The sequence below is a fragment of the Streptomyces sp. NPDC045695 genome (assembly GCF_056432025.1).
In genome coordinates this window covers 1-14,695 of sequence record NZ_JBWKJU010000033.1, presented here as the reverse complement: position 1 = coordinate 14,695, position 14,695 = coordinate 1, and the positions used below count along the sequence as shown (strand labels likewise).

Sequence of the window (14,695 nt, the reverse complement as noted above, 5' to 3'; positions counted from 1 at the left end):
GTCGGCGCGGGGCGCGGGCCCGCGTCAGGGCTACTTGGGCACGGTGTTGACATAGTGGGTGCCGGCGCCGTAGAAGCCGTCCACCGTCTTCTGGACGTCCGCCTGGGAAACGGCCTCGTCGGCCTTGTAGTAGACCCAGTTGACCTTCATGTCCCAGGTGCGCGGACCACCGGTGAAGGGAAGGTCGATGAACCAGTTGCTGAAGTGGATGTCCATCTTCTCGCGCGGGACGTACTTGCCGGAGCTGGTGAACAGCTCCTTGCCGTCGAGGGCATAGGTGACCTTGCCGTTCACGGCGGTGATCATCAGGAGGTGCCACCCCTCAAGGCGCTGCTTGAGCGTCTGGTTGACCCGGTCCGGCGGGTCGGCCTTGTACCAGCTGACGTTGTCGAGTCGCGGACCCACCGAACCCCAGCCGCCGTTCGGCAGGTACTCGAAGTCGAGCTCGCTGTAGTTGGCCGAGGCGTCCGAGGGGGAGATCGGGAAGAAGGTCTGGACGACGTGGTCGCCGTTGCGGCCGCTCGCGGGCTTGTCGCTGAACTGGACCCGGGCGGCGAAGGTCCCCGTGAAGAGGTTGGTGCCGGTGGTCTGCACCTCCACCTGCTTGGTGCCCTGCTTGGTGCCGTCGGTGGAGGACTGCAACTGCATGGCCCTGCCACCCTGGGCGGTCGGGTCGGAGGGGAAGCCGGCGCCCGCGGTGGACCAGGTGTCCTTGATCCCCGGGCCGCCCCCGTCGGTACGGACCTGCCAGCCGTGGGCGCTGAGCGCGGGATCGTCGGGGCCGCTGTAGTGGAAGCCGTCGAACAGGGTTCCCGGCGGTCCGGACGGGGTCGGCGAGGCCTTCCGCCCGGGCCCGGCGCCATCGTCGCCGTGGCCGGATGCCGGGCCGCCCGAGCACGCGGCGAGTACGCACAGGAGGGCGGGCAGCGTGAGCACGGTCCACGCGCGGCGACGAGAGGTGCGGCGGGGCTGGCTCACACGGGCTCCTTGGGCGGTAGAGGTGGTTTCAGGACACACCCTTGTACATGAGATCAGTGGCTGATCACATGAGGTGGTCATCTTCATGAGGCGTGCAAGCTACCACCCCGGGCAGGGTGCGGCTCCGGGCGGGCATGCGGGGACCGCCTACTGGTTGGTACGTGCCGATTGGCATTTCAATCCGATCACATCACCTCCGTACATCGGATCAAATGCACACATCGAGCGGATTGGTTTCAAGCCAGTCCGCTAGCGTTCGCCCTACGCTCCCGGGTCTGCGGATCCGGCACTGAAAGGCCTCGCACGGTGCGCCCAGTCATCACTTCCATGGAACGCGGGTCGGCGCACCCAGAGCCTGACATGTACGAGTCGAGCTTTGAGGAGTCCGCCCTTCCCTCCCCGGTGTTCGTCGACCAGTCGGGTCTGCGCGGCCGTCTGCTGCGGGGCCTCGGCTGGCCGGTCTCCGTGGTCGGCGCGACCCTCGCGGTCGCCATGGGCAGCAGCCTGATCGGTGTGCAGGCGGACGCCCCGGCGATGGGCGTACCGGCGCAACCCTCGCGATCGGCCGCCCCCTCGCCCTCACCCGTGGCCTCGGTATCGCCCACCGCGTCCCGCTCGTCGTCCTCGTCGTCGTCCCCACCCCGGACGGCCACGCGGTCCGCGACACCGCAGACGAAAACCCCGGCCGCCACACCGAAGCCCACGACCACCGCGTCGCGCGCGGCCAAGGCGAAGCCCTCGGGCCAGCCGGCCAAGCACCCCTGATCGTTCGCACCACCCATCTCCAGGAGCGCCATTGTCCCGCCACCAGCGCCGCCGTCAGTCCCTGCTGAGGCCGCGCCGACTGGCCGCGCCGCCACTGCGCTTCTTCATGCCGCTGTCCCTGCTGGCCTGCCTGCTCGCGCTCATCGTCCTGCGCGGCCTCGCCACCAACGAGGTGTTCCACGACGACCGGATCGCGATCTCGGTCGACAAGACGACCGTGCCGGACAACCTGCTCAAGGGCGGCCCGGTCATCGACGCGCGCGGCGCCAAGAACGCGCACCCCGTGAGCTACCACATCCCCGACCGCACCGTGGTGCTGAGCTTCGACGACGGTCCCTCACCGGCGTGGACCCCGAAGATCCTGGAGCTGCTCGCCGCCCACGACGTCCGTGCGGACTTCTTCGTGACCGGCGCCATGACCACGCGCCACCCGGAGCTCATCCGGCAGATCGTCGCGGGCGGCCACGAACTCGGCGTGCACACCTTCACCCACCCCGATCTGGTGTACCAGTCCCACGCCCGGGTCAGCTGGGAGCTGGCGCAGACCCAGCTGGCGCTGGCCGGCGTCGCCGGCGTCCACAGCGCCTTGTTCCGCCCGCCCTACTCCTCCGACGCATCGGCGCTGGACGACTGGAACTACCCGGTGATCAAGTACGTGGGCGCGCGCGGCTATCTCACCGCGTTCATCGACCGCGACACCGACGACTGGAAGCGGCCCGGCGTCGATGCGATCGTCAAGGCGGCCATGCCGTCCAAGCCCGGCGCGGGCGAGCTGATCCTGCTGCACGACGCGGGTGGGGACCGGACCCAGACGATCGCCGCGCTCGAACAGATCATCGTCAAGCTGAAGGGTGAGGGCTACCGCTTCACCACCATCTCCGAGGCCCTCGGCGCCTCCAACGCCACCGTGCCGGTGCACGGTTTCCAGCTGTGGGCGGGCAAGGGGTTCATCGCGGCCAGCCAGGCCGCCGTACTCACCCTGCCGGTGCTGGTCGGGCTGCTGGCCCTCGTCGGCTTCCTCAACTTCGGCCGCTTCGCGCTGATGCTCGTGCTCGCACCGATCCACGCCCGCCGCTCCAAGAGGCTGGACGCCTGGGGGCCGCCCGTCACCGAGCCGGTCACCGTCCTCGTCCCGGCCTACAACGAGCGCGAATGCATAGCCAACACCCTCATATCCCTGGCCGCCAGTGACCATCCCATCGAGGTGATCGTCATCGACGACGGCTCCACGGACGGCACGGCGGACATCGTCGAGGAGATGGACCTGCCGTTCGTCCGGCTGATCCGCCAGCCCAACGGCGGCAAGTCCACCGCACTCAACACCGGCATCGCGGCGGCCTCGCACGACATCATCGTGATGATGGACGGCGACACCGTCTTCGAGTCGTCCACCGTGCGCGAGCTGGTCCAGCCCTTCGGCGACCCGGCGATCGGTGCGGTCGCGGGCAACGCGAAGGTCGGCAACCGCGAGAGCCTGATCGGCGCCTGGCAGCACATCGAGTACGTCCTCGGACACAATCTGGACCGCCGGATGTACGACATGCTCAATGTCATCCCGACCATTCCCGGCGCGGTCGGCGCCTTCCGCAAGGAGGCCGTGCGGCAGGCGGGCGGGATGAGCGACGACACCCTCGCCGAGGACACCGACATCACCATCGCGGTGCTCTGCGACGGCTGGCGGATCGTCTACGCCGAGCGCGCCCGCGCCTGGACCGAGGCTCCGGCGAGCCTCCAGCAGCTCTGGTCCCAGCGGTACCGCTGGAGCTACGGCAGCATGCAGGCGATGTGGAAGCACCGCCGCGCCGTGACCGCCCGGGGGCCCGCCGGGCGCTTCGGCCGGGTCGGGCTGCCGCTCATCGTGCTGTTCGGCGTGGTCGCCCCGCTGCTGGCGCCACTGGTCGACATATTCCTGCTGTACGGCGTGCTGTTCGCGGACGCCACGCTCACCCTCACCAGCTGGGGAGGCTTCATCCTGCTCCAGGGCGCACTGTCCTGGTACGCCTTCCGGCTCGACCATGAGAAGCCCTGGCACCTGATCAGCCTGCCGATCCAGCAAGTGGTGTACCGGCAGCTGATGTACATCGTCCTGTTGCAGTCCGCGATCACGGCGATGACCGGTGGCCGACTGCGTTGGCAGAAGCTCCGCCGTACCGGCGAAGTCGCTGCACCCGTGGAGGCCTGACCATGACCGCACCCATCGAGTTCGGGCGTACCCAGGACACCCTCAAGCTCAGCATCCCCGCCGCTCTGCGACCGGGGCCGGAGCCGGAGCGGAAGCCGGAGCCGCAGTGGGGCCAGGAGCCGGAGCCGGGACAGGAGCCGGAGCGGGAGGCGGAACCCCTGCGCAAGGGCGGCCGGGACCGCTATCTCGACCTGCTGCGCGCGCTGGCGCTGGTGCGCGTGGTGCTCTACCACAACATGGGCTGGTTCTGGCTGCCGCTGGTCTTCCCGTCGATGGGCGTGATGTTCGCGCTGGCCGGCTCGCTGATGACCCGCTCGCTCAGCCGTCCCGCGCTCGGCGTGATCCGCGGCCGTCTGCGCCGGCTCCTGCCGCCCATGTGGCTGTTCGGCGCGGTCATGATCACCCTTGAGATCCTCGACGGCTGGGGCCCCCAGTCCGACGGCCACGCCACCTGGTGGTGGTCCAAGCTGGCGTTCTGGATCCTGCCGCTGAGCACTCCGCCGTACGCGGACAGCCTGGCGGGCTTCCAGCATGTGGAAGCCACCTGGGCCGCGCAGATCATCGTCCCGCTGTGGTACCTCCGGGCGTACCTGTGGTACGTCCTGCTCTCCCCGCTGATGCTGCGGGCACTGCGACGCTTTCCCGTGGTGACGCTGTTCACTCCGCTGGCGCTGTCGATCGTCATGAACACCTTCTTCGCCGACCAGGAGTTCATCTACAGCCGGGTCTGGGAGACCGCCAACGACTTCACCATGTTCGGATCCTGCTGGATCCTCGGCATGGCCCACCAGGAGGGACTGCTCAAGAAGATCCCCCAGTACGTGGTGCCGTCCATCGCTCCGCTGATCATGGTGGCCGGCCTCTGGTACCTGCAGACGCGCCCGGTCAATCCGAGCGAACCCACCGACATCGAGTCCTGGCCCATCGCCCAGGCCCTGTGGTCCCTCGGCTTCGTGGCCATCCTGCTCCACGTCAGCCCGTCATGGGAGCAGTGGCCCAGACCGCTGGAACGCTGGAACGGCCTGGTCAGCCTGCTCAACGCACGCGCTGTCAGCGTCTACCTCTGGCACGAGGTCGCGCTGGTCGTCGCCGTCCCGCTGATCGACCCGCTCTGGAGCGTCCGCTTCTTCTACCAGCACCTCCAGTGGCTGCTGATGAGCCCGTGGTTCACGCTGCTGGTGGCGATCCCGCTGCTCGGCCTGCTGGTCCTGACCTTCGGCTGGGTCGAAGACGTGGCCGCCAAGCGCTCCCCGCGGCTCTTCCCGTACCCGCGCCGCCAACGGGGCAGGCGCCGCGCCGACTGAGGGAACGCCGATCGCGTACGGCGTCGGCGCGTCGATCCGCCCGAGCTCGTCCTTGATCCATCAGGATCTGCCGGGCTGGCCGCAGGGAGGTGAGCCGAACAGCCGTCACCCGGACGCGGGCAATGGCGGCCGCCAGACTGACGGCGCGCGGCGGTGCCGGGCTGGGCCGCCAGCCCTCGCGGTCGCACCGCCAGGGTGTCGACGGCGCAGCAGCAGGGGCCCTGACCAGCATTGACTGCCCGCGACGGCTCTCTCCCGACTGCCCCGCGCTGCTTGGGACCCGCTGCCGGGAACGTCCCGTACGGCGTCGGCGCGTTGGACGCGTCGCCAGGCCCTGATCAGTAGTGTTTTGTCGGCATAAAGATCTGCACGTCCTGTCGGCGTCGGGTCGGCGACCGCGCGGGAGGCCGGTCGCCGTCGGCCTCGGATCTGCCGGCAGCATCCCGGGAAGGCGCTACGTGAATCTCAACGGCTGTGACAGCTCCCCGCAGGGGCCCAAGCGGCGCAGGCCGCTGCGTGGGCCGACCGCGGTCCTGCTCCTGGCGACGACGTCCGGTTGCGAGTACAACTGGCAGGACTTCCCCCGTCTGGGCATGCCGACCCCCGCCACCGAAGAGGCGCCGAGGATCCTCTCCCTCTGGCAGGGCTCGTGGGCGGCCGCGCTCGTCGTCGGACTGCTGGTGTGGGGTCTGATCATCTGGGCGGTCGTCTTCCACCGGCGCACCAGGACGAAGGTCGAGATTCCCCCGCAGACCCGGTACAACATGCCCATCGAGGCGCTGTACACGGTGGTCCCGCTGATCATCGTCTCGGTCCTCTTCTACTTCACCGCCCGTGACGAGGCCCAGCTCCTCGCGCTCACCAAGAAGCCCTCCCACACCATCAACGTGGTCGGATTCCAGTGGAGCTGGGGCTTCAACTACATCGAGGACGTGGACGGCAAGGCCGACACCGGTGACGCGAAGGCCGAACGGGACCTCCAGATCGTTCCGGACAGGCTCATCGAGGCCTTCCCGGCGGGTGCCGAGGGCGTCTACGACGTGGGAGTCCCCGGCACGCGCAACCCGCAGACCGGCAACCCCGGCCCTACGCTGTGGCTGCCCAAGGGCGAGAAGGTCCGGTTCATCCTGACGTCCAAAGACGTGATCCATTCCTTCTGGGTGTTGCCGTTCCTGATGAAGCAGGACGTCTTCCCCGGCCACAACGTCAACGTCTTCGAGGTGACGCCCAGCCAGGAGGGCACGTTCCGGGGCAAGTGCGCCGAGCTCTGCGGCGTCGACCACTCCCGGATGCTCTTCAACGCCAAGGTCGTCTCACCCGAGCGCTACCGGCAGCACCTGAAGGACCTGGCCGCCAAGGGCCAGCGCGGTTTCGTCCCCGCGGGCACCACCATCACGGACCCGGCCAGGAACTCCGAACCACGCAAGCTGTGACCCCCCTCGCGGTCCGTGCCCCGGTCCCCGGGGCGGCCGATCCCCGGGCTCCCCGCCCGGGTGGCTGAAACACCCTCATGCCGGCCCCCTGGGCGAGCGCAGTTGTTTGGCGAACGCGTAACCGAGTAGGCGTACATCCGTACGTACGCCCACAGTTTTCCGTCGTGGTCCAGTCAGCCCTGGTCCGTACGCGGCTCCACCGCGTACGGATCGTCCGCCGGGACGCGTCGCAGCGCGCCGCGTCTCCTCGACCCCAGGAGCACCATGACCCCGATCCTGTTCGTCTACGCCAAGGGCGGCCCTCCCCTGGAGTACGCCGTCCCGCGCATCGCCGCCCACGCCGCCGTGCACGTCCTGGCGCTCGCGCCGTTGCCCCGGACCACCGAATCGGTGTGGCGGCCCGAATGCGCGTCGGTCACCACGGCCCCGCCGGGCGAGGGGGCGGAACTGGTCGATCTGATCTGTTCCCACGCCCGCCGCGTCGGCGCCGAGGCGGTGCTGACCCTGTCGGAGTACGCGGTGGTGGCCGTCGCCCACGCGAGCCTGCGGCTGGGGCTCCGCGGTGCCGGCGAGCGGGTCGCGGGGGCCCGGGACAAGCGTCTGATGCGCCGGATCTGGCGTGACGCCGGGCTGCCCGTACCGGGGTTCGCGGAGGTCCACGCTCCGCAGGACATCAAGGCCGCCTTCGAAACCCTGACGCCGCCGCTCCTCCTGAAGGCCGCCTGGAGCGCCGGCTCCACGGCTCACCTCACGGTGTGGAACGAGCAGCAGGCCGCGGCGGCCTGGAAGACCGGACGCCGCGTCATGGAAGCCTCCTCCGCGCAGGGCTACGCGGAACTGCACGCCGCGGACGAGGGCGTCAGCGATTTCCTGCTGGAGGAGATCGTGACCGGAGAGGCCTCCGACTGGTTCGACGGGGACGGGTGGGGCGACTACGCCAGCGTGGAGGGGATCGTCGCCGACGGCCACTACCACCCGCTGTGCATCACCGGGCGGATGCCGACGATCGCGCCCTTCACCGAGCGGGCGAGCCTGGCTCCGGCCGCCCTCCCGACCGCCCTCCAGCACAGGATCGAGGAGGTGTCGCGCGCCGCCGTCGACGCGCTCGGACTCGCCACCTGCGCCACCCACACCGAGATCAAACTCGGCGCGGCCGGAGCCATGTGGCTGATCGAGACGGCGGCCCGCTTCGGTGGGGTGATGACCACCCGGCAAGTGGAGACCGTCTTCGGGCTCGACATGATCGGCATGCTGGTGCGCCAGCTGCTCGGCCGGGAGGTCGACTACCCGGAGAGGATGCTGACCGAGGGCAAGGGCGCCGCCGGATCCCTCGTCATCCTCGCCGCCGACCCCGAGGGCCGGCCCTGGACCGAACGGCCGGCCTGGGACTTCGACGCCGTCGACTGGCCCGCCCTGGTCGCACCGGGATCCCGGGTAGAACTGGTGCGCGAGCACAGCCTGGCGCCGGGCAGCCCGATCCCGCCGTACGAGGAGGCGGGAGGAGCCAATTCCATGGCGGCGCTGTGCTTCCTCACCGCCGAGTCCGGGCCGCAGCTGCTGGCCGACTGCGGCCGCATCATCGCGGCGCTGCCGCACGCCCTCACCGCCGCGCCGGCCCCCCGGGGCGCCGCCGTGGACACCCTGCTCACCCTGCCCCTCTTCGAACAGTTAGCCGGGATGCTGGGCGGACACCCGTACGTGAAGGTCGTCGTGGACCGTGACCAAGGCCGCTGGCACGTCCTCGACAGCTCCGTGCACTCCTTCCACGTCAACTACATAGCCGCCGAGATCCAGGGGCTGAGCCTCGACCAGCTCGACGCCGAACTCGACCGCTTCAACCACGACGTCTACCAGGACCCCGCACGGCGCTTCCTCCTCGGCGTCCTGTCGCTCCACTCCCGGGGCGGTCCCGAGCGGGACGAGCCGTTCATGGTCCTGGAGACCACCGAGGCCGACACCATGGGCGCGGACCTGCTGACCGAATTCCACGCCTTCGTACGGGCTCACCTCGATCCCGCGCTGGAGCTGCTGGTGAAGCCGGCCAACCACGCGCAGGAGAGCGCCCTCGCCGCCGTCCCGGAGACCGTGGTGCCCCGGGCACGCGGCCACGCGCTCCTGGCGACCACGCCCTTCGTGCCGCTGACGCTCGCCTCGGCCACCGGCCGGCTCCGCGCCTTCGCCTCGCGCGAGGAGTACCTCGCCGCCCGCGCGGACCTGACCTGGTACGACATCGTCGCCATGCCGGTGGTCCCCGACGACATCCCCCGGCTCGCCGGTCTGATCAACTCTCAGCCCACCACTCCGCTCTCGCACACCAACATGCTGGCGGCCGGCTGGGGCATCCCCAACGCCATCGTCCGCGGAGTCCTCGACACGATCGCCCACGAGAAGCTGGACGGTGCCTGGGTCCGCTACGAGGTCACCGCCGACGGGTACGTCATCGAGCCCGCGCCGCAGCCGCCGGACCTCGCCGAACCGACGTGGCACACGCAGCGGGTCCGCCTCGACACCCCGCACGTGACGGACGTACCGCTCGTACCGCTGTCCGCGTTACGGGCGGGTGACCGCAACCGCTACGGCACCAAAGCCGCCAACCTCGGGGAACTGCACCACGTACTGCGCCACGGATCGAGCCGCCTGACCGGCTACTACGGCGTGCCCCGTCCGCCCCGGGCCGACCTCCTCGGCCACCTGGCCGCCCGGCTGGGGATGCCCGAGGACGGCGATCTCGCCCAGTACGCGAGCGAGTTCCTCACCCGGCACGTCCAGGCGCCCGCGGGCATCGCCGTCCCCTTCTCCGTCCAACAGCGCTTCCTGGACTCCTCGCCGGCCGTCCAACAGAGCATCGGCAAGCTGAAGATGGCCCTGGAGCTGAACTCCATGGACGCGGTGGACACGCTCTGCCTCCAGTTGCAGCACGTGGTGCGCACCCTCCCGGTGCCCGAGGACCTGGTGCGCGCCCTGGACACGCAGCTGGTCGAACACCTGACGGGCACGGGCCGCTTCGCCGTGCGGTCCTCTTCGAACGCCGAGGACCTGCCGGGCTTCTCCGCGGCAGGAATCTACGAGTCCCACACCAAGGTCACCGACCTGCCCGGCCTGCTGGACGCCATCCGCCGGGTATGGGCCTCGTTGCTCTCCCCGCGCAGTGTGCGCCTGCGCCACCAGGCCGGCATCTCCCTGGACGACACCTACATGGGGGTCATCGTCCAGCGCTACGAGCCGTCCCCGCTCGGAGGCGTCATGGTCACCTGCAATCCGACCAACCGGGCCGACTTCCGCAACGTGTACCTCAACTGTGCGCACGGCTCCACGGCCGATGTCGTCGACGGCCGGACGATGCCCCTGCAGTACCTGTACAACACGGTCGAGGGCGGCGGCCGCACGGTCTCCCTGGGCGCGGCCACCGAGGACCTGCCGCAGGACACGCGGGCCCACCTGGGCCGACTCGCGCTGGCGGGCCGCCTGCTCCAGTCCCATTTCGCCACGGACTACACCTTCGCGGGCCCGCTGGACATCGAATGGCTGCTCGGGCCGGGAGGCGCGCTCCACATCCTCCAGCTGCGCCCGTACAGCGCCTGACCGGTCCGTACGTTCCGCGTACCGCCCCACCCGAGGTCGCCCATGCCCCTCTTCCTGCGCACGCCCGCGAAACGCCGCGTCCGCCCGCCCGCCGCGGCGCTCCGCGTGATCCGGCTGAACAACGGGTTCCAGCTGTTGTTCAACCTGCTGTGGTGGATGCCGGTCTTCTACCAGTACCAGAAGGAGGCAGGCCTGTCGGACAGCCAGATCTTCGGCATCCAGAGCGTCTACTACGTGGCGTTCTGCCTGCTGGAGATACCCACCGGCTTCATCGCCGACCGCATCGGACAGCGCCGCTGCATGCAGCTCGGGGCGGCCGCCATGACCGCCGCGAACCTCCTCCCCGTCGCCTCGCCGTCCTTCGTGGGCTTCATGGCGCACTTCCTCGCCATCGCCGCCGCCCGCTCGCTGGTGTCCGGGGCGTCCAGCGCCTACCTGTACGAGTACCTGCACGCGCACGGTGCCGGCGCACACTACGTACAGGCCGAGGGCACCGCCCGGGCGCTCGGCCTCTGGGCGAAGATCGCCTGCTGGCCCCTGGTCGGCGTCCTGATGCACGTCCGGCACGAGGCCCCTTACGTCCTGACGGCGCTGTCCGCGCTCGGTTCGCTGGCCTGCGCGGCGGCCCTCCCGGCCCTACCGGCCGTCCTGGCCGCCCGCCGGGGCTCGCACCCACCCCTGCAGCGCGTCGGGTTCCTCGCCGGGGCCCGCCAGGCCGCGAAGGTGCTCGGAACGTCGCGGTCCCTCGGGCCTCTGATGGTCCAGGGCGTAGCCGTCTTCACCCTCGCCCGCATCTGCCAGGTCAACCTCTTCCAACCGCTGCTCCTCGAAAAGGACCTCCCCGTCGCCGACCACGGTGCGGTGCTGTCGGCGATGACGGTCGCCGAGGCCGTCGGTTCGGCCAGAACCGGCTGGGTGCGCGGCAGGCTCTCCGACACCACCGTGGTGACCGTCCTCAGCGTGGTCATGGCCCTCACGCTCGCGGCGACCACCCTGTCGGGAGGCCTGGGCACGATCCTGTGGCTGTGCGTGTTCGCCGCCGCGGCGGGCCTCGCGTACCCGGTGCAACGCAACCTGATCAACGGGGCCATCCCGCCGACCCCCTACCGGGCGACCCTGCTGTCGGTGGAGTCCATCATCGACCGGGGCGTGTGCGCGCTGGTGGCGCTGGCCGTCGGTGCCTACCTCGCGGCGGACCGCCTCGACGCGCTCCTCGTCCACGCGGCGGCGGCCACCTGCCTGCTGCTGCTCGTCGTGGGCGTCGCCTTGAAGCGGCTCAGCCCCACGCCGGTGGATCATCCAGCCTGAGCCACCAGACACCGAAAGAGACGGCCTAGTCCTGCCACGGATCCTTCAGAGGCAGGACCCCGAAGGCGCGGAACCGGGTGTCGAGGTCCTTCAGCTCCCCGAGGCCCTTGCCGATGTTCTCCCATCCGAGGGCCGCAGCGGCCCTCGCCTCGTCCTCGGGCAGCGGCGAGGCGGCCAGGGAGGATGCGGACAGGACGCCCCCCATACCACTACGGATGTGCTGCAGCGCGCTCGCCCACACCTGCTGGGTCGGAGCGTCGGGGATCTGCTGGTACGCCTCGGCGGTGCGCAGTGCCTCGGAGAGGTACTTGAAGTCGAAGACGGTGCGGCCCTCCTCGTGCAGGCCGTGAGATGTGCGCGCCTGCCTGACCAGCTCGTTGTACCGCTCCGAGCCGCCCTGCCCGTACCAGAGGACGACGAGCGCACTGGCCGGGGTCGGCGCGGGCGAGGTGGCCGGGGTCGGCGTCCGGCTCTGGGAAACGCTCGGGCTGGGACTCGGCGTGGCGGCTTCGGGTTCACCGGAACAGCCGGAGAGCAGGACGGCACTGCCAACGGTCACTAAGAGTGCGCGTGCACGGGCCCGCATGAATCCCCCTGAGTCGAACGGCCGGCCTTCAACTGGCCTTCACCCAAAGGTGCCTTATGGGCAGCGGTGCATTCAATAGACGAGCTTGTAGGTCACGTCCTTCGGGACCGGGGACGGTGCCGTGTCCGTGTAGAGGAGCCGGATCATGGTGAAGCGCCGGACGTCTACATGGCCCGGCCAGGGCTCTGGGCTGCTCAGGGTCACCGTCACCCGGTAGGGGCGGAAGCGGCCGGCCGCGCAGTAGGGGCGGCAGTCGTTCACCATGTCGGTGCCGGTGGCCGTCGCGGTCTTCGGACCCCAGGTGTCCCAGCGGAGTCCGACGAGGCGGTTGTTTCCGTCCCCGCAGGCCAGCAGGTATTCCGCGGGACGTGCGTGAGCCTGCGAGAAGCAGTCGACGACCACGACCGGATCCGGCGGCGGATCCGCTACGGCCCCCGGGTGCGTCTGCCCGGAGGCCGGGACCGCGGTCGCTACGAGTGCCGCCGCCGCACACAGCAAGGTGGCCGCCCGTACCCCCGATCGGGGCGCACGAACGAGCCGGCCGTCTCCTGATGCATCCACGTGGCCCTCCTCGCCCGTCCGTCCCGCCGTCCTGCCGTCGACGCTGCGGCCATGCCCAGCTTCCCCCATCCGGGCAGGCTCCGCACGCCCAGGGGCGCAGGGCCGCCCTGGGACGGCGGGAGGGCGGGACGGCGCGCGGCTCCAGCACTGGCGTGGCGGGCCCGGGGGAGCGGGCACCACGGGCCGTCGCGGCTCCTGCGACGACGGGCCGGTCGCGTGAACGGAGCCGCTTGCGCGCGGGCAGTGGCCACAGCGACCACCGTCCCCTCATCACGGTCACAGTGGCCCCTATGAGGGGCTGTGGAGCGTCCGTTCGGGTGGCGTCAGCCCTTCACCGACGGCAAGTGCCGCTGGATGGACGTCGGTCCGTGCTCTGCTGTGGCCACGACCGGAGGACGGTCGTACGCGGGCCCACCCGCTGTTCGCGGCGAGCCCGCTTCAACAGCGAAGGAGGACTGATGTCGCGCCACCCGAAGGACCGGCGAAGCCGAAGCAAGATCGCCCAACTGATGGCCGCCGCAATGATGTTGTCATCCCTGGCACTGTTGGACGTCTCCGGGGCCCATGCCGCCGCCGTCCACTCCAAACCGAACCCCGACTGGGACGCCATCGCCCGCTGTGAATCCGGAGGGAGGTGGCGGGCGAACACGGGGAACGGCCATTACGGCGGACTGCAGTTCACCCAGTCGAGCTGGAACGCGGCGGGAGGCCGCAAGTACGCACCACGCGCCGACCTCGCCACGAAGTCGGAGCAGATCGCGACCGCGAGGAGACTCGCCAAGATCCAGGGCATGGGGGCCTGGACCTGCGCACGCCGCCGCTGAGCGCACGCTCCGACAGGGCGGCCGGGCCGCCCTGCCGGGCAGGTTCCTACCCGGGGCGCCGATGGTCAGCAGCTGGTGGCGACCGCGTCGATCTTCCCGCCGAAACGGCCTTGGTAGTTGGAGGCGTAGTCGCCGACCCGGACCGGACGGCACTCCTTTCCGGTGGCCCAGTCGATGAACGCGCCGGTCCTGTTGGCCCGGAACGAGCCGACGTGGTCCGTGAACCTGCTGGGCAGGTCCACGTAACCGCCGCGCCACACGTAGACCTCGCCGGTCCCGTCCTGGAAGCGCCACAGACAGATGGCGTTGCGCGGGCACGCGGGCAGGGCCTGGGCTGCCGTGGGAGAGCCGAGCGTGGCCAGTACGACCGTCCCGGCAACGAGCAGAGTGCGTACGGTACGTGCCCTCATGTGCTCCTCCTTCGTGGCGTCGTGTCTCCCCATCGTCCTCGTACACGCCGGGCCGTGGGAAGACGGTCTGCCGCACTCGAACGGGTGATCCTGGCGATGTACGGGCGGTGTGCGGGCGGTGTGCGGGCGGTGTGCGGGCGGTGTGCGGGCGTCACCGGGCCACGCGCGGGGACCCGAACGCCCGCACGGGGATGCCGGTTGGGCCGCGCGCCGCTGCTCCGGGCGTGGCCTCACGGGTGCCGTTCGAGGTAGATGCTCGTGAACACGGCCACCTTGGCGCGCAGTACCCACGGGTCGAAGGGCTTGGCGATGTAGTCGACCGCTCCGGCCGCGTAGCCCCGGGCCGAATGCTCAGGATCGGTGCCCATCGCGGTGAGGAAGATGATCGGCACGTCGCGGGTGCGGGGCCGGCGCTTGATGTGCGCCGCGGTCTCGTAGCCGTCCATGCCGGGCATCTGCACGTCCATGATGATGACCGCGAAGTCGTCGTGGTCCAGGAGCGCCTTGAGGGCGTCACGGCCGGAGGAAACGGCGACGAGCTCCTGATCGAGGTTGGAGAGCACCGCGGTCATCGCGAGCAGGTTGTTCGGCTGGTCGTCCACCACCAGGACCTTGGGCATGCCCTGCGGCCCCGGGGCCGGGGCCGGCGCCGGGGCCGGGAGAGGGGGGGGGTGGGGGGGGAAAGGGGGGCGCCGTTCTTTTGTACTCAGCGACCAACACCGATCCCCGAGATCACACAGCTCACCCATCTCCATCCGCGGT

Annotated in this window: 12 protein-coding genes; 7 read left to right on the top strand and 5 right to left on the bottom strand. The window is 70.3% G+C overall.

Annotated elements, in window-relative coordinates:
• Positions 1 to 30: 30 nt before the first annotated feature.
• Positions 31 to 978: a glycoside hydrolase family 16 protein gene (locus AC07DU_RS32470; RefSeq protein ID WP_360899890.1), complete on the bottom strand. Its 948-nt coding sequence runs from the start codon at positions 976 to 978 to the stop codon at positions 31 to 33.
• Between the two features lie 360 nt (positions 979 to 1,338).
• Here AC07DU_RS32470 and AC07DU_RS32465 point away from each other — a divergent pair, with 360 nt between their 5' ends.
• From AC07DU_RS32465 to AC07DU_RS32440, 6 genes are all read left to right on the top strand, one after another.
• Positions 1,339 to 1,743, top strand: coding sequence for a hypothetical protein (locus AC07DU_RS32465; RefSeq protein ID WP_479036650.1), 405 nt, complete (start codon positions 1,339 to 1,341; stop codon positions 1,741 to 1,743).
• Positions 1,744 to 1,849: 106 nt separating this feature from the next.
• Entirely contained in the window at positions 1,850 to 3,925 is a 2,076-nt protein-coding gene (locus AC07DU_RS32460; RefSeq protein ID WP_360899965.1) for a bifunctional polysaccharide deacetylase/glycosyltransferase family 2 protein, read from the top strand.
• Positions 3,926 to 3,927: 2 nt separating this feature from the next.
• Positions 3,928 to 5,229 (top strand): acyltransferase family protein, encoded by a 1,302-nt coding sequence (locus tag AC07DU_RS32455; RefSeq protein ID WP_479115397.1) that lies wholly within the window; start codon positions 3,928 to 3,930, stop codon positions 5,227 to 5,229.
• Between the two features lie 458 nt (positions 5,230 to 5,687).
• Entirely contained in the window at positions 5,688 to 6,662 is a 975-nt protein-coding gene (ctaC, locus tag AC07DU_RS32450) for an aa3-type cytochrome oxidase subunit II (RefSeq protein WP_479036644.1), read from the top strand.
• 264 nt (positions 6,663 to 6,926) lie between these two features.
• Positions 6,927 to 10,244, top strand: a complete 3,318-nt coding sequence (locus tag AC07DU_RS32445) for an ATP-grasp domain-containing protein (protein WP_479115395.1) — start codon at positions 6,927 to 6,929, stop codon at positions 10,242 to 10,244.
• 42 nt (positions 10,245 to 10,286) lie between these two features.
• Positions 10,287 to 11,552: an MFS transporter gene (locus AC07DU_RS32440; RefSeq protein WP_360899875.1), complete on the top strand. Its 1,266-nt coding sequence runs from the start codon at positions 10,287 to 10,289 to the stop codon at positions 11,550 to 11,552.
• Between the two features lie 25 nt (positions 11,553 to 11,577).
• On the opposite strand, the gene AC07DU_RS32435 is transcribed toward AC07DU_RS32440, so the two are convergent.
• Positions 11,578 to 12,111, bottom strand: a complete 534-nt coding sequence (locus tag AC07DU_RS32435; RefSeq protein WP_479036635.1) for a hypothetical protein — start codon at positions 12,109 to 12,111, stop codon at positions 11,578 to 11,580.
• A gap of 99 nt (positions 12,112 to 12,210) precedes the next feature.
• The gene (locus AC07DU_RS32430; RefSeq protein ID WP_479115393.1) at positions 12,211 to 12,699 is read right to left on the bottom strand and encodes a hypothetical protein; all 489 of its coding nucleotides are present in this window, start codon (positions 12,697 to 12,699) and stop codon (positions 12,211 to 12,213) included.
• 521 nt (positions 12,700 to 13,220) lie between these two features.
• Between AC07DU_RS32430 and AC07DU_RS32425 the strand changes: the two genes are divergently transcribed.
• Positions 13,221 to 13,523: a transglycosylase family protein gene (locus AC07DU_RS32425; RefSeq protein WP_453287730.1), complete on the top strand. Its 303-nt coding sequence runs from the start codon at positions 13,221 to 13,223 to the stop codon at positions 13,521 to 13,523.
• A 65-nt stretch (positions 13,524 to 13,588) separates the two neighbouring features.
• Here the strand turns inward: AC07DU_RS32425 and AC07DU_RS32420 are convergent, their stop codons facing one another.
• Together AC07DU_RS32420 and AC07DU_RS32415 are read right to left on the bottom strand one after the other, a co-directional pair.
• Positions 13,589 to 13,933 carry a peptidase inhibitor family I36 protein gene (locus AC07DU_RS32420; RefSeq protein WP_453370537.1) on the bottom strand — a complete coding sequence of 115 codons (345 nt, stop codon included), beginning with the start codon at positions 13,931 to 13,933 and terminating at the stop codon, positions 13,589 to 13,591.
• 230 nt (positions 13,934 to 14,163) lie between these two features.
• Positions 14,164 to 14,695 (bottom strand): response regulator (locus tag AC07DU_RS32415; RefSeq protein ID WP_479115390.1); only part of this gene is annotated, 532 nt, incomplete at its 5' end.